The organism is Paenibacillus sp. AK002 (assembly GCF_053903045.1).
Genome location: NZ_CP096377.1, coordinates 393,877 through 417,411, shown reverse-complemented (window position 1 = coordinate 417,411; position 23,535 = coordinate 393,877). Strand labels below are relative to the sequence as shown.

The 23,535-nt window shown below is 55.4% G+C and carries 13 protein-coding genes; 2 read left to right on the top strand and 11 right to left on the bottom strand.

All coding sequences use genetic code 11. The annotated features are described in order from the left end of the window. Positions 1-106: 106 nt before the first annotated feature. From M1D70_RS01790 to M1D70_RS01755, 8 genes are all read right to left on the bottom strand, one after another. Positions 107-2,788, bottom strand: a complete 2,682-nt coding sequence (locus M1D70_RS01790) for a family 78 glycoside hydrolase catalytic domain (protein ID WP_456288963.1) — start codon at positions 2,786-2,788, stop codon at positions 107-109. Between the two features lie 48 nt (positions 2,789-2,836). Then, positions 2,837-6,670, bottom strand: a complete 3,834-nt coding sequence (locus M1D70_RS01785; RefSeq protein ID WP_456288962.1) for a DUF5722 domain-containing protein — start codon at positions 6,668-6,670, stop codon at positions 2,837-2,839. Between the two features lie 106 nt (positions 6,671-6,776). Continuing rightward, positions 6,777-9,188, bottom strand: a complete 2,412-nt coding sequence (locus M1D70_RS01780) for an alpha-L-rhamnosidase-related protein (protein ID WP_456288961.1) — start codon at positions 9,186-9,188, stop codon at positions 6,777-6,779. Next, complete coding sequence (locus M1D70_RS01775) at positions 9,188-11,332, bottom strand: alpha-L-rhamnosidase C-terminal domain-containing protein (RefSeq protein WP_456288960.1); 2,145 nt, start codon at positions 11,330-11,332, stop codon at positions 9,188-9,190. Before M1D70_RS01775 ends, M1D70_RS01780 begins: the two co-directional genes overlap by 1 nt. Before the next feature lie 27 nt (positions 11,333-11,359). Then, positions 11,360-12,190 (bottom strand): carbohydrate ABC transporter permease, encoded by an 831-nt coding sequence (locus M1D70_RS01770; protein WP_456288959.1) that lies wholly within the window; start codon positions 12,188-12,190, stop codon positions 11,360-11,362. 12 nt (positions 12,191-12,202) lie between these two features. Then, entirely contained in the window at positions 12,203-14,113 is a 1,911-nt protein-coding gene (locus tag M1D70_RS01765) for an ABC transporter permease subunit (protein ID WP_456288958.1), read from the bottom strand. 101 nt (positions 14,114-14,214) lie between these two features. Next, positions 14,215-15,885, bottom strand: a complete 1,671-nt coding sequence (locus M1D70_RS01760; protein WP_456288957.1) for an ABC transporter substrate-binding protein — start codon at positions 15,883-15,885, stop codon at positions 14,215-14,217. A gap of 158 nt (positions 15,886-16,043) precedes the next feature. Beyond that, positions 16,044-17,057: a LacI family DNA-binding transcriptional regulator gene (locus tag M1D70_RS01755; RefSeq protein ID WP_009593909.1), complete on the bottom strand. Its 1,014-nt coding sequence runs from the start codon at positions 17,055-17,057 to the stop codon at positions 16,044-16,046. 443 nt (positions 17,058-17,500) lie between these two features. Between M1D70_RS01755 and M1D70_RS01750 the strand changes: the two genes are divergently transcribed. Further along, positions 17,501-19,417, top strand: a complete 1,917-nt coding sequence (locus M1D70_RS01750) for a family 20 glycosylhydrolase (protein WP_456288956.1) — start codon at positions 17,501-17,503, stop codon at positions 19,415-19,417. 119 nt (positions 19,418-19,536) lie between these two features. On the opposite strand, the gene M1D70_RS01745 is transcribed toward M1D70_RS01750, so the two are convergent. Beyond that, entirely contained in the window at positions 19,537-20,856 is a 1,320-nt protein-coding gene (locus tag M1D70_RS01745) for a sulfatase-like hydrolase/transferase (protein WP_036673052.1), read from the bottom strand. 153 nt (positions 20,857-21,009) lie between these two features. On the opposite strand from M1D70_RS01745, the gene M1D70_RS01740 reads away from it, so the two are divergent. Further along, positions 21,010-21,885, top strand: a complete 876-nt coding sequence (locus tag M1D70_RS01740; protein ID WP_009593948.1) for an AraC family transcriptional regulator — start codon at positions 21,010-21,012, stop codon at positions 21,883-21,885. Positions 21,886-22,023: 138 nt separating this feature from the next. Here M1D70_RS01740 and M1D70_RS01735 read toward each other — a convergent pair whose 3' ends face one another. Both M1D70_RS01735 and M1D70_RS01730 read right to left on the bottom strand, forming a co-directional pair. Next, positions 22,024-22,941 carry a hypothetical protein gene (locus M1D70_RS01735; RefSeq protein WP_456288955.1) on the bottom strand — a complete coding sequence of 306 codons (918 nt, stop codon included), beginning with the start codon at positions 22,939-22,941 and terminating at the stop codon, positions 22,024-22,026. A 68-nt stretch (positions 22,942-23,009) separates the two neighbouring features. Next, entirely contained in the window at positions 23,010-23,498 is a 489-nt protein-coding gene (locus M1D70_RS01730) for an RNA polymerase sigma factor (RefSeq protein ID WP_009593946.1), read from the bottom strand. Between the last annotated feature and the right edge of the window lie 37 nt (positions 23,499-23,535).

The following is a 23,535-nucleotide window of genomic DNA, read 5'->3' as shown; positions in this document are numbered from 1 at the left end:
AGATGACGGATTCCCCTACTAAGTTTTACATGTATGGTATGGCCGTTGCCTGTAAATAGGGCTTGGAATTGCTGAAGCTGGTCGGCCGCAAGCACAACGCTGCCTACTAATAGCGAACCGTTAACTCATAACGTCCGGACAGCAGCTCAAGTTCAAGCATGCTATGGTCCAGTCCGCAGCGGACGATGCCGTCCGGCATGCAGCGTGAAGCTGATCCTCCCCATATCTCTACACCATCGATCAGGAGACCGGTAATGGGGCGGGAGTTCGTTGATGCCAATGCAACGGTAGCTCTCATTGTGCAGGGAAGCTCAAGCCGTATCCGAATGCCGGCTTCGCTGACCCGCTCCCAGCGTACGGCGATCTTGCCTCTTACGGTGGAAACGGAAGCCTCGGCAAAGTCCAGATCCGGCGCGAAAAAGGGGCGAATTCGTGCCGTCGCGAATCCGGGAGCTCCGCTCTGAATCCCGCAGACATACTCCTGCAGCAAGCGGGCGGGATAACCGTTCCATGCATGGCAATGGGACTCGATATCATCCCAGCCTTCCCACATGGTCTCGGCTCCTTGTGCAATCATGCAGCCCCACCCCGGGTAATCCGGTTTACTCAGCAAATGGTAGGCCTGATCCTGCAATCCCTCCTCGAACAAAAGACGGAGCAGCGGGAGCGACAAGACCGTCTTGCTCTCCCACGGTTTGCCTGCCACGGCCTTCAATGCAGCCTCCCGGTCTTTTTGCGGCAGGAGCCCCGCATATAATGCCAACGCATTAACGCCTTGGTGGATGGCAGTCGATCCCGAGCTGTCATGCAGCAGCTTGCCGGAGCCATCGTACAGCTCATTCAGGACGCTGACTTGCAGCTTCTGCGCATAGGCAGCATACGCTGCACTGTCATCTGCCCGGTTCAGCAAGGCAGCGGCTTCGGACAGAATGCGCAACGCCTGCCATGCCTTGATCTGCTGCACGGTCAGATGTTCGCCTTCATGCTCAACCGTCGGGTAGGGCCAATCGCTAATATGCCATCCGCGGCCGACCGGAATCAGGCCTGTTGCCGGCGATATCAACGATAGATAACCCTCGATCATGGCCCGGAGCGGTTCATAATATCGCGAGAGCAGCTCCGTATCTCCGCTAAACTGGTAAAGCTTCCACAGCAAGGTCGCATAATGCAGGTCCCATTCCGGGATTTGTATGAAAAAGTCTGGATGCTCGTAGTTCGACGGGAACACAAAAGGGAAGGAGCCGTCTTCCAATTGGCCGTCCGCAAAGTCCTGCAGCGTCTTATCCAATACCGGATAGGCATCGAAGTTATAGAGCAGCGTCTCGGCTTGGAGATCGGTATCCGCGAGATACTGCGCCTGTTCCCGATGCGGGCAATCGACCACCTGGCCCAGCACATTGTTGCGCTGCGTCTGCAGGCAAACGTCGTACAGCTTGTTTAAGAAGTCAGACGAACACCGAAAACGCCCCGTCCGTGCCATGGCCGTACCCGCTGAGCAAATTCGCAGCTGGCCTTCCTCAATCGGTTGCGGATAGCCGGTAACCTCCACATAACGAAAGGCTTTAAAGCTGAAATCCGGCTGCCAATATTCGATCCCTCCGCGTCCATGCATCGTATACAGGTCGTAATAATGATGCGAGGTCTCGTTGCACACTTGATGAACGACCCGCCCGTCGCCATCGAGCGTTTCGGCGTACCGCAGCCGTACCGTGACGCCTGCCATACCGGGCAAGGCCAACTGCGGCCAGCCCGATATGATTTTGCCAGCGTCGAATACCTGAATGAGCCCCTCTTCCCCGTTTACGAACGACGGCGCCGCTGCCACGGATGGAATGATCGACTCCAGCTCTTCCGCCTCGGGGAGCTGCTGCCAATGGAGTGACCATTGCTGTGCGGATGGATGAGCAAGAACAACCGAACTACAGTGTTCCTCTCCAACATCGGGCTGCAGCCAGTTCGGTTCCAGAAGAGCCGCGTCATAGTCCTCTATGGCCGATAAGCGGCGGTTCTGCTGATAAGGAGACCCTATGCGATGCGGAATCTGCCTTAAGGCCTGCCATGTCAGATCCGATACAACCAGCTGCTCCGTCCCGTCCTCATGCTCCACGTGCAGCTGGAGCAGCATTCCCGGGACGCCGTTCACATAGTTCTGGCCGCTTCCGCCCAAATAATGAGCGGCAACGCCGATGCAGTTGGAACCGGTCGACAAGAGGGAGGCCACATCATAAGCCAAATAATATTTGCGGTGAGGCACCCCCGTCGGTGCGGGTGAACCATAGCCTCCAACCCGTTGTCCGTTAACGAACAATTGGAATACATGATGGGCGGATACGAATATTTTGGCCCGGGTAGCGGCTCCCCGGAGATCAAAGGATTTGCGGAAATAGGCAAAATCATTAAGCTTCATCTCCTCGGACCGCCATATCCATTCAGCACTCCAATCGCCGGGAAACAAGCCCGTATCCCAATATGCCGGTACGCTTTCGCTTTCCTTTCCTTGACGGTCCCAGACCGTAACCCGCCACCAGTAACGCGTATTGCTCTGCAGCGGACCATCATACAGGAGGCTTAAGCTTTGGCCACTCCGCCTGCCGCTGTCCCACACCAAAACTTCGTCCCTGTTAGAGAGCCCCTCCGCGGAAAGGGACACCCACACCCTCACCCTGTAAGCCGCGCACGCCTCTCCGCGCCGATCGCTCTCTAGCAGCCAGGAAAAACGGGGAGAAGACACATCCAGCCCCAATGGATTCTCCAGACCATGCACAAGCGTTTTTTGTATCGTAAGCACGTTGCTTCTCCCCTTCCAGACTGTCTATCGGGCGTTAGAATCCATCCATCATGGATTCGATTGATCATGCGGCACGTTCACCTGGGTCACCGCCGCGGTTTCATTGCCGGCTTGATCCGTGACCGTATACGTGATCGTGTAGATCCTGCCGGAGCCTGCACCCGATCTTGCCGCGCGCAAGCTGAACGAGGTATCCGTCGTGCCCAGCTCCGCACCCTGAATATCCTCCGCTTGCAGCTCCTCATTACTTGTAATGGAGGTCAGCACGACGGAACCGATATCCGAGCCCGAATCGCTGGCTTCGACGGAAGCCGTGACCTGGACCAGCCTCTGGTTAGGCGGCCACAACTTGACCGGGTCCGCCGTTACGGTCGCCACGGGCGCGGTCTGGTCGATCTTCAAGGTCAACGACTTGATGGAACCCGGTTCCCCGGCTGGACTCATCGTCCGATAGTCCAGCTCATGAATCCCATCCGTATCCATGATCATTTCGGAACCGTACGTCTGCCATTCTCCGTCATTCACGCGAAACTGAATGCCGTAGCCGTCCGGCAAGCCATTCGCTGCCCCGAGCTTGACGGTTACCGGGCTTCGGTACCAGCCGTCGTTGCCATCCGGCTGCTCCGGCGTCAAAGCGGCGGTAAGCTCTGCCGCCTCCATGCCGTCGGCCAAACCGATGCCGTCGACATGGAAATATCCTCCTTGCCAATGCACCCGGCTTGCCGGCACAAGCCCGATTTTAATTTTGGTGATCCGGTCCTTATAGGCCCAATCCCCTAAGTCAACCGCCAGGTTGCTCCACTGCTTCGGCGGAACATTCCCCTCTGCTTCCAGCACATGCTGATCGCTGTACACCTTTACCCGAACGGTATAGGATTCGGACGCAGGTCCGTTCGAAGGATTGATGCCAAAGAACAGGTAGGGTTTGCCCTCGGCATTCAGCGGCTCGTCGAACCGCTTGGCGATGCCTTTGCTGTCGCCCAGCTGCTCTCTGGTCATCACCGTGGCCTTGAGCGTTTGACTGCCGGTCCAGGTGACAGAAGCATCGGTTTCGACGCCGGATACATACTCCGCATGGGTCCAGCCCTCATCGCCGTTCTCAAAATCAAACAGCATTTCCGCACCCTCCAGCTGCTCCGGAGGAAGGACAGCCGCTGGCGCCGTATCCGGTATCTCCCGCCGAGCAAGCATGCCGGCATCGAAGGATGGCGCGATATCCTGCCAGTCGGCGATGCCAATGATCGGCTTCGCGAACTCCGTCACCTCCAGCGAACGTTCCGTATCGATATACTTAAAGACATCATACACCAGCTTGTGCTCCGCAGGGATGCTGGCGCCCCTGCTCGTATCCGGATCATGCGTCCACAATCCGAGATTCAAGCCGTACTCTTCGGCATGGTCCACATGCCGGTGCAGAATGAAGGAGTCGATGCCGTCCAGGAAGTCCGTAATGTAATAGGCATACGCATAGGCTGCCGCCTGCAGCTGCTGGCCTTCCGGCGAATTGTCGCCGCTGTGGAAGCCCTGCTCCGACAGGATAATCCGGCGCGCCTCATCGCCGTACATGAACTTCGGCTGCTTCATGTAATCAACGAGGACGTGCAGGTTTTTAAACGTGATTTTCGGCGTATCAAACTGCTCGAGGGACTGCGGCGCAACCCAAGCTCTCGGATCGAACAGATTTTCCGGATAAGGATGATAAGCGATATGCCATGGAATATCTCCCTCTGCGTCGATCTCCGCCTGAAGCGTATCGATGATCGATCGGCCGTCGAACGAGCCGATCTGCGTGGACGGCAGCTGCTGATCCCAGTTATGCGTCAGCGAAATATACACTCTGGCGTTGCTGTAAAAGCTTTTTACGACGGTATTCGTTATTCTCACGGTCCGGGCATAGTCCTGAACGAATTCCCTGACCGTTTTATCGTTGCCCATATTGTACCAGGTCTCCCCGGCGTCCACCTCATTGCCAACGATGTAATTGACCGCTCTGCCGTATTTCTCGTCCTCGCGGGAGTAGCGCTCCGCCAGGAAAGCGGTGATGGCTTTATAATACTTCGTTCCTAGCTCATCCGTCGTGTTAAATGCATAGACGATGCCTTCCGTGGCATCCGGATGGAGCAAATACCGGTTAGGCGTGGTATCGTCCATTCCCCCCTTATACATGAGGAGGATCAGGGATACCGTCACTCCGTTATCGGACAAACTCTTGATGGAATTATCCCGCTCCTCGATCCAATCCTTCTTGAAGTAGAAGGTCTCCCCTTCGTAGGAATATTCGAACGTATTGGCCGGATTGACGGTCCCGTTCATGTAGAGCGCGTTATTGTAATCCACGTTCAGCGCGGCATGGCTGATGCCGAGGTCCTCCGCATCGCCGACCATCTGCACCTGCAGCCCCTTCTTGCTCTTCGCCACTGGGAACGGATACGTATTCGGCGCAAGTATCTCGGGATTGCTCACGTATTTGGCGCGGTCCACGAGCTCCAGCGATCCGTCCGGAAGCCTGGCCGCGACCGCAAATTTGGATTGCAGGCGGGTACGTCCCTCTTCTCCTGCCAGGTCCAGCTCAAACATAAATTGTCCTTGAATCCCCTGTTCGGCAATCGGCTCTCGATTCGCCAGATCCCTTTCGGATTCATAGGGCTGCAGCTCAAATAATTGGAGCTCTCCGCCTTCATAAAGCTCCGCTTCCCCGGGCTTTAATGCGCCCTCGATCACGATCCGATCCCGGGAGGCCGCGATCTCATGCCTCGTAAGCTCCCCGGGGAAAACCTCGATCGGTGCCAGCTGTTTGAACCGGATCTGATCGATGCCGACTTCTCCCGTGCTTGCCCCTCCGTCGCTCAAGAACGTCAACCGGAACTGCTTTAGACTGCCGCTCCACTCCGGATGCAGCGACAGATTAAATTCCTGTTCAACGGACTGGCTGTTATTCGCTTCGATGTCGAACACCTCCGACTTCGTGTCGTCCCAATCGGGGCTTTCCTCCGTAATCCATTCGACCTTCACTTTGTTGAATGGCGACTCGTTCCTCCATTTGACGCTCAATGTATTGTAATGATCGATATCCTGGATGATCACCGGAGATTGCAATACGGGAGCGGCACCAGCCAGTGTCAATCGGAGCTCACCGCCGGCTGCGTCTACCTCGGCGCCTTGGGCGGTAAACCCTTCCGTTTCCCCGTCCGCGTTAAAATCCATGCCGATGGCGTTCGATCCGCTGAGATAATCGATCTGGTAATTGCCGCCCCAGAATTCGTATCCCGGATCGCCCGGCTTCAGTCCGCCGTGATCGAAGTTGAGCATGAACGCGAATTCGATCTTGGTGACGTGGTCCCGCAAGGCCCAGTCCTTAACGGACACCGCCACTTTGCTCCAGCTGTTCGGATTGATTTGGGCAATGCTCTCATAGGAATCTTCGCCGCTGAACAGGGTAACCTTGATCAGATAGTCCTCCGTCTGCCACCCGTAGCAATTGGCCGCAAACGTCAGATAGTTCACGCCCGACAAGTCGAGCGGCTGATCGAAATCCCTGGATACCGTTCTCCATTCATAAGCCTTGACTTCATCCGACCATACCTCGAGCACATGGCTCCCCTCATATGGAGAATTCGGACCGTTGGCATAACGGTCGGCGTAGGTGACTTTCTCCGCCCCCGCTCCGCTGGTCCATTTTCCCGGCTGGTTTACCGCATCGGGCTCGTTAAAATCGTCAATGACAATCGAAGGCGTGTAACCCGTCACGTTCAGCACATGGGGAGATGCCTTTAAATCCGGATCATACGTGCCCGCAAACACGATCCCGGCGGGATACGCTTGCAGGGTGAGCGCCAGCAGGACTGAATACAGCAGCAGCCTTTTAAACCCCTTCAACTTCATTACGCTTGTTCCTCCTCAAAATGGATTCTGTTGATACGATTACCGCAGTTCGACGCCATTCACCCCCTTTCCAAACCCCTATTCGCTCGTCTCCAAGCCGATCGCCTTAATCTCTGATTCTAAGCACAAGCTCCGCCCCGTCGATCGCTTTCACGGTAATTCCCTCCGGAATCGTGAGCTCGTATTTCAGTTTCCCTCCCTTCTCTCTCTTCCAGCTTGCTTCCATCATGCCAAAGCGCGTCGGTACAGCGCCTTCCGCCCAATCGAGATCACCGGCATGCGGGGCAAGATATACCTCCTGCTCGCCGAGTCTGCTTAAATCAAGGCCCAACACGGATTGCGTCAAAATATAACTCGGCGATGCGCCCCAGCCGTGGCTAAAGCTCACGGGAATATGATCAACTAAATAAGTTGGCGTATTGCCTTGATAAGCGCTCGGCACGGTACAGGCTGGCGTTGATGGATCATACGTCTCCCACCAGGTGGTCGCTCCCCGGTCCAGCATGCCGCCCCAATAGCTTCTAATGATCTCCAAAGCGCTGTCTACGCGTCCTTTGCTCATCAACGTCTCCAGAACCACATGATAGAAAAAAGCGCCTTTTAACGGCGGCAGCTTTCCGCCGTCGTACCATTCGTCGAGGAAGCGGTCCTCTTCCGCCGGGTCCATCAGGCCGGACCATATCGCCGCAAAGTTGGTCTGAGCCGTGATCTGCTTCGATAATCCGTCCGGTCCGATGCAATCCGCAAATACGATCTCGCCAGGGGGCCGCATCTGCTCCCTTATGGCAGCGCGAAGCCGGACCGCCTGGTCTTTCCACTGCCCTGCCAGCTCGCCGCGCCCAATCGCTTGCGCCAGCTCCGCCGCCAACCCGAGCGCCTTGTGATAGAAGCAGGAGACGGCCGTCACCCGGTCGCGCCGGTCGATGTAATCGGCCCAATCGATAAAGCACCACCAGCCAGGCCGGTCGGCGCCGGCAAACAGGCCATCCCGATCCTCCTGCAGCGCGAACCACGCCATCAACCGTGTGATGGCCGGCCAGATTTCTTCCAGGAAATCGTGGTCCTTCGTATACAGCCAGTGGGCATGCACGCCGAACAACCAATGCGCGCAGAAATCGGGCAGCAGGAACGAGTTTCGTTCCGGGCCGGTACCGGGTATGGAGCCGTCGTCATTCTGAATCCGCGCCCCTTGCAGGAAACATTTGCGCAGCAGCCGATCATCGCCGAACGCGTGGTAGATGACTTTGCCCATGACCACGGCATCGGCTACCCAGAGCGCCTTCTCGCGCAGCGGGCAATCCTCCAGATGGTCCTGGCTGTTCACCAGCGTCGTATACGCCCCGACCTCCCAGATCCGGTTCAGACGATCATCGCTGCAGCGAAAAAAGCCGGATTCGTCAAACGGATAATGGACGGATTCGACGCCGAAGCGCGATATCGTCAGCGCGGCCGGCGTCGCCTGTGCCGTAACCTGAAGGAAACGGAAAGCCCGGCGGCCAAAGGGCTTCAGCCGATTTCGCCCTTTGCGCAGGATGAAGGTATCGTACAATTGCAGCTCCAGCGATTCTCCGTACGACAGCTGGATCACGCCGCCCGCGGGTGCGTCCAGCTCCAGCTCGGGATACCCCACGATTTCGCTAGCAAAATCATATACAACACCCGGCAGCGAGCCGGGCATGCTGGCATCAAGCGTCCAGCCTGTTGTACCTGCTGCTAACCCGCCTGGATCTCTTTCTGTTTCCGCTGAGTCGTCTTGCAAGCCAATCGCTTCATGACGCGGAGAGGTATGCTCCAGCGAACCGAACGCTTCCGAGCTGCCCCCACGATTCCGAAGCATGCCGGACTCCCCCAGGCTGACGCCGAAATTGGCGTCAGTTCGCACGATCGCTGCCGGACTGACCCACTCCCTGTGCAGCGGAGGAATCTCCCGCGGAAGCAGTCGCGGCCATGGCGAATCCGGATCCAATGCTTTGGCGATAACCACCGCCCCGCTCCAGGAGGAATCGTCATAAGCGGATTCCGCCCATCCGTCCTCCTGCTCCGCGAGATAAATTTCGCGGAATCCGTTCCATTGATGCTGGCGCGACACCTGGGCCATCCATCTTGGCGATCGCCGGACCTTCCATTCCGCATCCGTGGCGGCCACGCAGAACACTCCGTTTCCGTGCTCGATATCAAGCTCGGCAATCAAGCCCCCCTGCCCTTGCATCTGGCCTGTCACGATATCGGTCGAACCGAAATTGTAGGCGACGATGGCCAGCACATTCCTACCCACCGACAACAGCGGGGTCACATCGATCTCGTCGTAATACTTCCACTGCTGATCGGCAGGTGAGGGGCCCCTCCCGACCACGGCCCCATTGACATAGAGCAAGTACTCCTGGTTGGCCGACACGTACAATCGGCCCGCCATCGGCGCTTCCTGCAAGTCAAAGCTCCTTCTCGCTTCCAGATATACGTTGGCCGAATCGGGCGGTAAATCCCCCCATATCCAGTTCGCTTGCCAGTGCTCTTTCATCATGCGCTCCCTGCCAGCTCAGCTTCTCCAATGCGAGCTGATTTGATCATGCGCCCATCCTCCAGCTTCCATTCCACCTTAATCAAACCCTTGGGACTTGGAATCACGCCCCGTGCAGCCGTTAGCCCCCCGATGGCATGAGGCTCGAAAGCGATGCGGGCATAACCGGGCTCAAGCGCGCGAATCCCAAGGACATACCTAGCAATCCAGACCACCGGCGTGCTCGACCAGCTGTGGCACAGGCTCATCCGGTAGGAATCATACGCGGTATACGTGGTCAAGTCATGATGGATATCGCTGCTCGGCGTCAGCCTGATCCCCTCCCAGAAGGTGGTTGCTCCCGCATCCAGCATCGTTCCCCAGACCGTAGCGATAACATCCCACGCCCGTTCGTGCATGCCGTACTCCGAGTAGCATTCCGCCAGCCAGTAGGCGGACAATGGCGTGAGCGGGTCCCTCAGCCGATAGTCGAGGAGAAATCTGCGTGCGCTATCTTCTTCCACATACCCGCTCTTAATGCCGATGACCGAGGTGAGCAGCGCGTACGATGGTCCAATGAACTGCTCCTCCTTAAGCTCTGCCTGCGGTTCATCCCAATGGAGCCGGAGCTCCGGCATGTAATCCGCCAGCTGTTTCATTTGACTCTTCGTCATGCCGTAAATCGCGTTCAGGCACGCCCACGATTCAGACGTCCCCATGGGCGACCATTCGATGAAGGAGTGTTCCTCTCTGGCATCCGGCATAAAAATCCCGCTGGACGGTTCCGCATTCGCCTTCACCCAAGCGATATGCCGCTGCAGATCCTCCCGGATTTCCCATACGAAATCGCGGTCTCCCGTCTCGAAGAAGTAATCCCATATGCTGCTGAGCCACCACAGCGTATAGGAAGGGAGATTGTTCATCCAATAGCCGTAAGGGGTCCGCCCCAGCTCCCGGAGCGACCGCTTCAATACCGAATAATCATCCCAGAGCGAGTATTCGGTTTTGGCGGCCAGGTAAATATCGTAAGCCCAATTGAGGCGGTCCCGCTTGATGCCGTCCCACAATCCGATTTGATGGCAGACCCGGCTGGTATGCACCGACACGTCATAGATTCGCTGCAGAAGGTCGTGATCCGTCTGCAATTGTCCCGCCTGATTAAGCTCAGCACCGGCTGCCTCCAACCGGAGCTCGATATGGAATTCCCCTCCATCGTCATCGCTTACGTAAATTTGCACGTACCGCATGCCCTGGGGATTCGTTGCCGACAGGCTTCCCGGCGGAATCGCCAACCACTCCGTCATGCATCCGTCATAATGCCGCAGCTCCTGCAAGGATTCAGCGCCATTCCACAGCAAACCGATCTCGGAATCGCCGTGGTTGCTCACCTGCATCCGCACATTGAGCTCATGGGGCAATTCCAGCAGCAGCTCCGGCATCCGGCTCAAATCCAGTTCTTTCTGCTGTGTCCTACGTTCCTTCCATTCCCCCTGCTTCAGAAGATGATAAAAAATATGCCGTTCATTTCGGGACTCCACTTCGCCTAGGACGATTCGCCCACCGGCCGTTCCTTTCATCTGAATTACACCATCTATGCCGCTGACCGCTTCCACTCCGGCTGCGGACATGACTCTTATGCCTTGAACAGGCTCGACCGCGATATCGCCGTATCCTCCGGCAATAAACCAAGGAGGCGCATGATCCAGGTCTCCAAAAGGCTCCTCGCCCCAAACGCATACCACCTCCGCCGGGCCGTCCCCGGTCTCCCAGGTATCATCCGTTGCCAGCCATAAGCCTTCGCTTCCGCTCAAGTAGGCGATGCATCCCACCGAACGGTCATGCAGATGCATATTGATGGGATGCATCGGCATCGGCTCCGTATTTCGGAGCTCGATTCGGATTGTATAGGCTCCAGGCTCCAAACCGCCGGGGAGCCCCTCTACCGGATAAAATGCGGATGTGTGCCTGGCATGCTCCGGGAAATGGCCGATCACGGCATCGTTCAGCCTGATCTCGGCTTCTCCCGTACAGGCGATTCTCATCTCAAGCTGCTCAACCGCGGCATGCAGAACAAAGGATTTTTCCAGTACGACATGCCGCCGGCCCTCACGTTCCCGATGCCAGATCCAGCTGGGTATCTTCTCCGCTTGTCTGTGTATATTCATCCATCTCTCTCCATTTGGTCCGTCGTTTTATATTTTTAAAGCCCCTTGCGTAACGCCCTGGATGTAATACTTCATCCCGAAGCTGAACAGCAGCACCAGCGGAATCGCCGATATGATGTACGCCGCGAATTCCACGCCCATGTTGGAGATGCCGAACTGGTTCGTGAATTGCGTAAGCCCGACGCCAATCATCTGGATGCTGTTCGATTTAATGGTCAAAAGCGGCCAGATGTAATCGTTATAGATCCCGACGGACTGCATGATCATCAAGGTCATGAGAACGGGAACGGACAGAGGCAGCACCATTCTCGTGAACACCACGAACTCTCCCGCACCGTCGATTTTGGCGGCATCAAACAGCTCGTTGGAAATGCCCGCCATGAAGCTCCTGCACAAAAACGTGCCGAAAATCTGGCCACCCGCGGCCGCGCTGATAATGATGACCCAAGGCGTATTCACCAGCCCCAGATTCGCATACAGCACGTAAGAAGGGATCAGCGTCATGACGCCCGGTATCATCATGATGGCCAGCATCAGCATGAAGAGCACCTCCTTGCCGAGAAAGTCCTTCTTGGCAAAGGTATAGCCCGCAACGGCGGACAGGGCCACGACCAGCGTGCCGCCCACCGCCGCATAGAGCACCGTATTCAAGGTATACCGCCAGATCGCCGCGAAGGCTTCCGCATAATTCGCGGTCTGCGCCGGGATCGGCATCGTCCAGATGCCTCCCAGAATCTGCGCGTTATTTTTGAAGGATGAAATCAAGGTGAAGGCGATGGGGGCGAGGGTCAACGCAACAAAAACGATAAGCAGCACATAGAGCGCCGACTGCCGAACGAGTCTTGCTTTTGCATTCATGCCGTTCCCCTCCTAATCCGTATTGGTTTTGATGAATTTCATATTGATGACCGTAATCACCATAATGATGGCAAACATGCTGACGCCAAGCGCCGACGCATATCCCAGGTCATTGAATTTCGTTGCGGCAAAATACATCTGCAGCGCCGGCACATAGGTCGAGTCGGCAGGCCCCCCGCCGGTCACGATCAGGATGGAGCCGAAGTCCTGAATGATGCCGATCAGCGCGAGCACGATCAGCAGCTTGAATTGCCCTGCCAGCAGCGGCAGGTGAATCGCCCGGATAATGCGAAAAGATTTGGCGCCGTCGATTCTCGCCGCTTCGATCACTTCTTCCGGAATGGCGATCAGCCCCGAGTACATCACCAGCAGCTGCAGGATGCCGACGAACGGGAAGCCCATCATAATGATGGCCCACAGCGCCGTATTCGGGTCTCCCAGCCAAGGATGGCTTAGCGAGCCGAGTCCGATCATGCGCAGCAGCTGGTTCACAAGGCCGATGTTCGGATCGTACATGTCCTGCCAGACCAGCAGCATGCCAACGGATGGAATGACCATGGAAATGACGAAAAACGTACGGAATACATACTGGGACCTTTTGCTTCTCAGATGATAGATCAGCTCCGCCACGATCAGCGGCGGAATGAGAGCCTTGAACAATCCGGTGACGATGAGGATGAGCAGATTGCCCACGCCTTTGGTGACGTACGGATCATTCGCCATTCGCCTGAAATTGTCCAGCCCGATAAACTCGCTTCTTGCCCCGGGATTCCAGTCGTACAAAGAATGAATCAAGCCGGAGAACGCCGGGATATACAGGAATATAATAATGAGCGTAAAGCTGGGGAGCAGCATAGCATACGCCAGTTTGCTCTTCCACAACCGGTGAAGAATGTAAGGCTTTTTGCGCCGTAACCAGAAAAATAACAGTGCCGTCAACAGAACGAATACGATCACGGCCGCTACCTGTACCACGGTTTTGACCATCGCTGCCTGTTTGCCTTGCTCCAGCACGGCCCCGACTTCATATTGGAAGACGGCTCCTTTGTCCGAGCCTGCGAAGAGCCGCGTACCGTCTTTGCTGAACCGGATTTGCTGGCCGGCTCCGGCCTCCTTCGTGCTCCACAACAATTCGCCGCCTTGATTGGCCACGTAATAATTGCCCGAGTAGTCCGCTACCCCGATAAACTCCCCGTCATGGGTGACATGCACGGAGGTCACTTTATCCTTGGTCAACAATTCGCCAAGCCTGCTGCCCTCCGCCGAATAGAGGACCGCTTTATTGCTGGACGTTCCGACCACCATCGTTCCGTTATCCGCAACGGAAGCATGAAGAATGTCGCCCTCCAGCGGCGTCTGGAATTGCAGCTCGCCGGCAGGATTGAACAAATAGGCATACTGGTTCGCAGCTCCGGCTGCCAGCCATTGCCCGTTCGGGGATACCGCGGCGCTCTTCACCGCGATGCCGATCGAAATTTCACGCAGCGTCTGTCCTTGTTCGTCCAGAACATGCACCAAACTTTCGTTATGCAGCGTCACGATAGCCAGCTTGCCGTCGGGCGTTGCCGACAGATTCTTGATCATTTTCTTAAAATCCCGCTTCCACAGCTCCTTGCCGTCAGCACTCAGCATATAAAGATGCCGGTCATCGGAAGTGACGAGCATGCGGCCGTCATTCAGGAGGGCGACACCGGTCACGACGTTGTTCGCCATGAATTCGAATCGCTGGGTGCCGTCGCGCTGAAGAAGAATGGCACTCGCATTCTGCGTACCGACCGCCACCAGCTCGCCGTCTTCCGATATGGACAAACCTTTGATCGTAAGGCCCTGCTCCATCGTCCAGATCGGCTCAGAGGCATGGATCGGCTGGGCATATAGAAATAGCAGCAGCGAAGCCAGCAGGCAGGAATATATTGTTCTCATCACCTTCGTGTTCACACTCCCTTCCATGCCAAGTGAACCCGCAGAACTCCACCGATGAAGGCGAAGTCCTGCGCCTTACAGCCATTTACAGCCTTCTAATGCTACTGTCTGACAGGCGGCTGACGCTCCGGATTCTCGATATCGGAGAGTTCTTTTTTGCGTTCCTTGAGCATGGCTTCGAATTTGGCGTCAATATCCGCCTGGTACTGCTTCAGCAGCTGATCCACATCGATTTCATCGTTGAAGTATTTGGAGATCAGGCCGATATAGCTCTGCACGGACGGCTGATAGTCATGGAGACCGCGGGCCAACACGTTGCCCGGGCTGTTCAGCCCTTCCGTATTCCCGATCGCGTCAAACGATTCGAACGTCTTCTTCATTTCTTCCGGCAGCTCGATGTCGTTAAGCAGCGGCGCGCCGTTCAAGGAGGCGTCTTTGGAATTCTGGATGGCTTCCAGGTACACTTTATATCCTTCCGGGCTGGTCAAATACATCATGAAATCCACGTTCAGGGCGGTTTGCTCCGCATTCTTCTTCACGAAGCCGTAGAAGCCGGTGTAAATGTGAATCGTTCTCGCCGGAGCCTGGACCAGCTCCCCTTCCATGGAAGGCATGTTGAAGAATCCGAAGTCGAAGGATTTCACGCCGCCGCTCTCTCCCGTTTTTTCCGCATCGGCAAAATCCTTGGGAAGCTGCCAGTAGGAGGACGGAAGCGCGACCATGGTTGCGGCCTTGCCTGTCAGGAAGAGCTTGTAGGCCTGCTCCTCGGACATGCCCATAAAACCGTCCGGAGCGTAACCGAACAAGGTTTTCAGATTTGTCATGACTTCGCGCCACGCCGGATTGCCCTCGACTTTATACGGGCCGACTTTGTTTTTGATCGCCTGGTACATCCGCAGCTCGTTCGTCGATACTTTGGAACGGGAATCGTTGTACGGGTCGCTCAGGTCGAACTTCCAGTTATCGTCGATGTTTGGCATGTACGTATAATCTTCCGGCTTTGATTTGATCAGCTCCACGTAATCGCGGAAGTACTGGTCCGGATAAATGCGCATGAGCCAGCCCGCCTGACCGCTCCACAGGGAGAGCGCGTTGCCGCCGATCGTGAACGGGATATAACCCGCCGCCTTCAGTTTGTCGTAGGTCGCGATGAGTTCATCGAACGTTTTAGGGGTATCGGTAATTCCCGCTTTCTCGAACATCTCTTTGTTGTACATCCAGAGGATTTGAACCGATTCAAAGTTAAGCGCTTGCAAAGTTTGCAGGTTAGGGTCATCCAGATTGACGCCCATGCCGTCCAGGTTGAAGCTTTCCTTCCAGATCTTTCCGGTGTAGGGGTTCTCCGTCTCCAGCCAAGGCTTGAAGTCCACGAATTTCTGGTCTTCGTTCAGGTCGCTGTTTTCATTCGTGTTCACAAAATCGGCCTCCGGCTCTCCGGCGGCAAACTGAGCCTGCAGCCATTCGCGGTAGCCCTCGGCCGGCTTGATATCCACGACGACCTTAACGCCCGGATGCTTAGCCATGTAAGCGTCGGCTACCTTGCCCCAAACCTCGGCTGAGGCACCGCGCAAGGATATTTGGATCGTGCCGCTTTTAGGTTTTTCCGTATCTTCTCCGGCTGGTTCGGCTGGTGTTTTGGTATCCGTTGGGGTAGGCTGTTCGGATGGCGACGGGCTGGCGGTATTGGGTCCGCTGCTGGTACAACCCGCTGCGATGATGATCATTAGTGAGGAAATCAAAATGAGGCTTACGATTTTTCTGAAATGGATCATGACGTTCACTCCCCTAAGCGTTTAATGAATTCGCTTACATTTATGTGAAGTCTTAGATGTCTAAATTGGACCCGCATCACTCCCTTCAAGGTTAACAGGGTGCAAAAACGTTTTTGCACCCTTCAAAAAAAAGAATCGTCCAACGAAAATATCCGTTTTCAGGTCGATTCTCTTTCAATGACGGTACACGGCAAAACGATCGTCTGAATATCGTCAAAACGAATTTCGCCGTCAATCAGCTGCATTAACAGCTTCGCTGCTTCCAGACCCATCTGCCGCATCGGCAGCTCAATCGATGTAATGGATGGCCGGGCCAACTGGGAGACAGCCGTGTTATCGAATCCGATCACCGCCAGGTCCTCCGGCACCTTGTAACCCAGCTCCTGAGCCTTCTCGACGACGCGGGAAGCGACCACGTCGCGTCCGGCGATGATGGCGGTAGGACGCTCGACTCGGTTCAACAGCTTCTCCGTTTCCGTATACCCGCTGTCTTCTTCGAAGGAACCGATCTCAACCAACCGCTCGTCGAACCCGTCGCCTAATTCCTCCATGGCCTGGCGGTAGCCGTTATACCGGTCCAGCGAGGCATCCACTTCCAGCGAGCATGGGGTGATGAGCGCAATCCGGCGATGACCCTTGCCGATCAGATATTTAACGGCTTCATAGGCGCCTTGCTCATTATCCGCATTGACGCTGTGACACACCCCGGGCATCGTCGGCCTCCCGAGCAGGACAAAAGGAAACCGGTTCTTGATCAGCTCCCCATACGGCTGGTTAATGGCCGCCCCCATCAGGATCAGTCCATCCGCCGATTGCTTGCGGTAGACGTCCAGCAGGTGATCCGCCAATTTATTCGTACTCGGCTTCTGAAAGGACAGCAGCAAATCGTAATTGTTGTCTCCCGTCGCCTCCCCAAGCCCCTTGACGACGTCGAGGAGAATGGTATTCTCCAAACCGTCCACCGTATCCTCGACCACCAGGCCGATGTTGTTCGTCTTCTTCGTGACCAATCCGCGCGCGGACTGGTTCGGCCGGTAATTCAGCTTCTCGATTGCATCGAATATCCGCTTCTTGGTCGCTTCCGCTACATGCGCGGAGCCATTGACCGCAAACGACACGGTACAAACTGCTACGCCTGCCTCACGGGCGACGTCTTTTATGGTTGCTGCCATCATGATCATCCTTATCCAAAATTATAGGAAAACATTTGATTAGATTATAAACGCGCGGTTGCAAACAATATTTGCAGAGTACAAACCACTTATGTAAACGCTATCAGATCTTAGCCGATTACGGCGCTATCGCGTTGAAGAAAGAATCATCGAATGACGCAATGATTGATGTACTCATGATACAAAACGTTTTTGCAAAAACGATTTGTATATAAAATACACCGGGTTATCGGCAGTGTCAATCCTGTTTTTTTGTTCTTTTTTTATCTATTTCGTAAATGAATAGCTCGTTCACGAACCGCTGTACGTTTGAAATAGGTCGTGATAACTCCTCTAACTTTGCAAACAAAGGATTGATTTCCAGCGGCGATTCCCATAACATTAAACATTATAATGATATAATGTTTAATGCTCGCAAAATCATGGATGCAGGGGGATTTCATATGAAATTTCGTTTCGAGGGCGCTGTTACGGATGTCATGCCAGGCATTGAGCTGCTGCTGGATGGGCTTGGCGTCGAGCTTGGGGAAAACGGCATTCCCGTTGAGGCAGCCTTGTCCGATGGCGATCTGGAGGTCGGCAGGGACCGGGACCACGCCTATATTCGTTACGGACGAAAACATCAATTTTTCCGGGGACTCGGCTTGCTGGTTCAACATAGCCGCCAAAGCGATTCGTTCCACCTTCTCGAACGCCAGCAATTTGACCAGATCGGCCCGATGTTCGACCTGTCCCGCAACGCCGTGCTGACCGTGGACAGCTTCAAGCTCATGCTGAATAAAATGGCCCTGATGGGCATGAACAGCGTGATGCTGTACATGGAGGACACCTACCAGATCGAAGGCGAGCCGTATTTCGGTTATATGCGCGGTCGCTACACGCAGGCGGAGCTGAAAGAGATGGACGATTATGCCGATCAATTCGGCATCGAGGCTTTCCCAAGCATCCAAACCTTAGCGCACCTGGAGGAGTTTCTGAAGTGGGAGCCCATCAAGCATTACCGCGATACGAAGGGGGCCCTGCTCGTCGGCAGCGAGCAGACCGATTCCCTGATCGAACGGATGATCGAGGCCGCCAGCGTTCCGTTCCGCAGCAACAAGATTCACATCGGAATGGACGAAGCGGAGGAGCTCGGACGGGGTAAATATTTGGATCACAACGGTTATGTGAGCCGTTTCGACATTATGATCGCCCATCTGGACAAAGTCCTGGCTGCCGTCCGCAAGCGCGGTCTAAAGCCGATGATGTGGAGCGACATGTTCCTGAAGCTCGCTGCCGGCGGAGGCGGCGATGCGGCGTATTACGACAAGGACACCTCGATTCCGGAGGATATGGCCCGCCGCATCCCGAAGGATGTGGATATGGTGTACTGGGACTACACCCACATGGAGCCGGCGGACTATGAGAAGCTGATCGCCAATCACCGCCCGCTGGGCTGCAACCTCGTGTTTGCCGGAGCCGTCTGGATCTTTAACACATTCGGCGTCAACTACGGGTTGTCCCTGAACGCTTCGAATGTTGCGCTTCAAGTGTGCAAGCAGGAAGGAATCCGCGAGGTATACGCCACGATGTGGGGCGACGACGGCAACGAAGGAAATCCGTTCGCAGCGCTGCTCGGTCTGCAGCTTTATGCCGAGCATGCCTACTCGGAACAGGAGCCTTCTTCGGCTCAGTTGGCGGAACGGGTGAAATTCTGTACGGGCATCGACATGGAGGCGTTCCTCCTGCTGAAGGATCTGGACGAGATTCCCGGCCAGGAGCCGAACAACGCCAAGCAGAGCAACCCGTCGAAATTTTTGCTGTACCAGGATGTGCTCCTCGGGATGTTCGACAAACAGATCGAAGGCCTGGACCTCTCGAACCACTATGCCGAGCTGGAGCAAAACCTGCGCGCGAAGCGCGATAGCGGCGCCGAGCTGGACTATCTGTTCGAGATGCCGGAGAAGCTAAGCGCCGTCCTCAAACGCAAGAGCGAAATCGGCATTCTGCTGAAGCAAGCCTATGATGCCAAGGACGTCGATACCTTAAGGCATATGGCCAAAAACGTGCTCCCTGCCATCTCCAAAGCCGTGCAAGAGCTCCGCATAGGACACCGTACGCAGTGGCATCGGATGTTCAAGCCCTTTGGCTGGGAGGTCATCGACATCCGCTATGGCGGCGTCATCACCCGCCTGGACACCGCATCGTTCCGCATTCTGGAATACGTGGAGGGACGGACGGAACGGATCGAGGAGCTGGAGCAGGAACGGCTGGTGTTCAGCACGACCAACCGCGACAACCACAAGGGCGTCGGCTGGTGCAGCCATTATTACCGCATGGCTTCGCCGAACGTGTTCTACCATGTGCTGAATCCTTTTTAAGGGTTCCGGCTGTCCTTTATCAGCTCATACCAATCACAAAAGCATAATAAAAAGCCCCGGTTTGCCGGGGCTTTTTTTGCATTTATCGCTGAGGCTTAGATGGTATGCTCTATTCACGCTCAGGAGCCGTGACGCTGCACTTCCTTATACCAGTCTCGCACATCCCGGCTAAGCCGTTCCACGATCTCGGGGTAACGGTCCGCCAGGTTGGAGCGCTCCCCGGGATCCCTGGACAGATCGGACAGATGAACCTGATCCGGAACCACGCGGTCAAAATCGAGCTTCCCGTTCAGCACCAGTTTCCAATCCCCTTCCCGGACAGCCAGCTGGCCTTGATACTCCCAGAACAATTGCTTATGCGGCGACGGCATGCGCATCTGCAGCATCTCCTTCAGGCTGCTTCCGTCCAGCGCAACGCCTTGAAGCGGTCCTGCCGCCGGATCGACGCCGGCCAGATCCAAAAAGGTCGGTGCGATGTCCATCATAGCCACCACTTCATCTCTCACTTGCCCGCCTTCCCATCCGTTCGGCCAGCTCAATATGGCAGGCTCGCGGATTCCGCCTTCGAACAGGCTTGCTTTATGCCCCCGGAAGATCCCCGCGCTTCCCCCGTAATACACATCCTCCGTCCCATCCAGCCAGTTGCGGCTCTCGGAGGACGGTCCGTTATCGCTGGAGAAGAAAATGACCGTATCCTCGTAACACCCGGCTTCCTTCAGCGCCTTTACGATCTCCCCGACGCCGTCGTCCACCGCGGCAATCATGGCGGCCATGACCTGCCGATCCCAAGGCAAATGCGCAAACCGGTCCATGTATTCCTGCGGGGCATGCATCGGATAGTGCGGCGCATTGTACGACGCAAACAAGAAGAACGGAGCCTCCTGCTCCCGCGACCGCTGAATGAAATCAACGGATCGTTCCGTGATCAGCTCGGTCATGTACCGGCCGTTCTCCCAAACCTCCGTTTCGTTTTCCCATAGGTCATGCAGGGGGTTGACGCCATGGGCTTGGCCCCAATAAAAAATGTGCGAGTAAAAATCGACGCAGCCTGCCTTGAATCCGAAAAACTCATCAAATCCATGCGCATTCGGGCTGGTTTCCTCGGACAAGCCCAAATGCCATTTTCCAAACAGCGCCGTCCTGTACCCGGCAGGCTTGAGCGCCTTGGCCAACGTCACCTCGTCGGCAGGCAGTCCATGCGAACCGCGCTTCGCCCCAAGAATCTCGCCGACTCCAGCTCGGGCCGGGTACTTGCCCGTCAATAAAGAGGCTCGTGACGGGGAGCAGACCGGGGAATTCGAATACCAATTCGTAAAACGAATGCCTTCATCAGCCAACCCGTCCAGGTGCGGGGTTTTCACGGTGTCCGAACCGTAGCATCCAAGATCTCCATACCCTAAGTCATCGCAATAAATCACGATAAAATTCGGTTGTTTCATATCTCCATTCACCTCTACTATGCTCGACTTGTTCCTCATCATCGTACCTTTTGGCGGACGAATACGGAATGCTCCATCCTTGCAATCGTTATACAATATGTTGCATCATAGCAGTAACAAAAGAATTGACCGCTATTGTCGGAAGGAGGACACATGAGTTTAACAGTGAATCAGCGGCCATCCCGAGAAGAATACTTTAACAACCCGGCTCACTTTGAGACACAACTGGGATTATGGATATTCAAATCCGGATCCCACCCCTTTTTCACCGAGAAAGTCGGTCCCCGGTCCGTCGAATTTTACAGTATACATTTCGTTGCCAGCGGCAAGGTGCGGTTCGGATGGGACGGCAGCAGCGTCTCCCTCTCGGAAGGCGACCTCTTCTGCCTCTTCCCCGGCTCGGTCTATACGTATGTCAAGGACTGCGACGAGCCGTCTACCATGATCACCTGGACGGCCTATATGGGCGAGTTGATGCCGTCCATATTGAACCATGTCGATTTATGTCCGGAACGGCCCTATCGACGAAATGCCTTCAGGGACGATGCCTTGGCTGTCATCAAGGACATTCAGCGATTGCTCCGGCAGCCCCAGCAGGACCATAGCCTCCAGCTGATGTCGCTGGGATTCCAGCTGATCCACAGCATCGATCCCAACCGGGACCAGCACCTCCCCGCTGCTTCGGCTGCTTCGGACTGGCTCGAGTCCGTCCCCGGATATATGGGGCTTCATTGCACGGAGAACCTGTCCGTGGAGGAGCTTGCCGCCTGGGCCGGCGTGCATCGCAGTCACTTCACCCGCGCGTTTACCCGCCGATACGGCATCTCTCCGTCCCGCTACATGCAGCAGTTGATCATGGAGAAAGCGACCCGCCTGTTATCCGCCGAGGGAACCAGCATCACGCAGACCGCTTTATCCCTGGGCTATTCGGATTTGTTTACGTTCTCCCGCGCCTTTACCCGGTATTTCGGAATGACGCCGAGCGCATTCGTGAAAGCGAACCTCCCATCATCGAGAACAAGCGAATAACAAGGAACCGCCATACGATAAACGATAAAGGGATCGCCGTTATCGACCCTACAGCAACGAAAAGAGGCCATCCGATGAGGGATAGCCTCTAGTCTTTTTACATTACCTATTTTTCCGTGGCTACAAACGGCAGGACAACTACTCCTCCATCAGCTCCCACAGCGTGGTGAATGCCTCACCTTCCAATTGAAAGAACACAGGCGCATTGGCATATCGCACATATTGGCCGCCTTTGAACAGTCTTAACTGGACTTCCGTCCCGTCCTGCAGCTGGATATACAGAAATTTCTGTTCGCTAGGCCCGGTCTCGTAGATCCCTTGCTCAAACAGAGGCTCGGCCGCTATCGGCTTCGCTTCATATAAAGCGTCAACGAAGGCTTGCACCTCCGCATCGGCGGAAAGCTCGCGCAGCTTGTTCTCGCCCATGTTCCAACTGTCGAAATCCTGCCATTTGACCGAAATCATGTTCCCCATCAGATTCAGCTTGCCGATGATATCCTCGCCCTTGGCCACCGTAATCCCGTTCAAATGCTCATACAATTCGGCGTAGACTTCCCCGTCGTGCTCCATGTAGGACATGATTCTAAAATCGGCGTCATATCCCTTAACCGTGAATATATCCATTTCGCCGATCGTCGAAGCAAGCTCCGTGTAGTCATCGGAGGAGCTCCATTCCGTAATCCCCGACTTCGACCGTCCGAGCTTGTCGCCCCGCAGCTGCTTGGCGATTTCCGGCGTGATTTGCGTACCGGTTTGGGTGTAGATATTGCCCTGGTATACAACCAAACCGATCATATCGGCTTTGACGTTGCTCTCGCCCGGAAGCTCAATTTTCGGAATGGTTACCGGATCGTGGCCAACCTTCGCGGTCGGCGGGGTATTCGCCCCAGTCCCTTGTTGAACCACCGGGATATCGCTGACCGCTGGCTCGTTCTCAAGATTCAATACCAGCGAAGTCACTACCACCAGCCCCAGCATAATGGCCGCGGTGACGCCGGCGACCCCCATTCGGCTCATTCTTGTCGTTTGACGCTGATTTTGTTTCATTCCTTTCATGATCCGCTCCTCCAATCCTTTATCAGGTTCTATTCGATCAATCAATGATTTGTAGTCATTCCGATTCATCAATCGTCCTCTCCTTCCAAGTCCATGCGCAGCAGCTTCCTGCCGCGCTGAAGACGCATCTTGACCGCAGACTCGTTAATCTGCAAAATCCCGGCGATTTCCTTAACGGAATAATCCTCGTAATAAAACAGATGGATGACCGACTTATACTTGAACGGCAAACTCATGACGTTATCCATCAACGTCCGTTCCGACGGTTCGACAAAATAATCGTTCATATGCTCCATCTTGGTTACCCGCTTGCGCCACAGGCTCCCTTGCATGTTCTTGCAGTGGTTCGTAATCACCCGAATGAGCCAAGCTTTCTTATGCTCCTGATCCCTGAAGTCAGGCGCTTTATATATCAATTTAATGAACGTCTCCTGAATGGCTTCTTCGACATCCTGTTTGTTCCCAAGGTACACCATCGCTATTTTAAAAAGCATATCGCCATATAATTCATAGGTTTCCGTAATATCTCCGCCCGGCCGGAGCGAATCGATCTGCATCGCCTTTAGACCTCCTTTTACCCTTAACACAGTTATG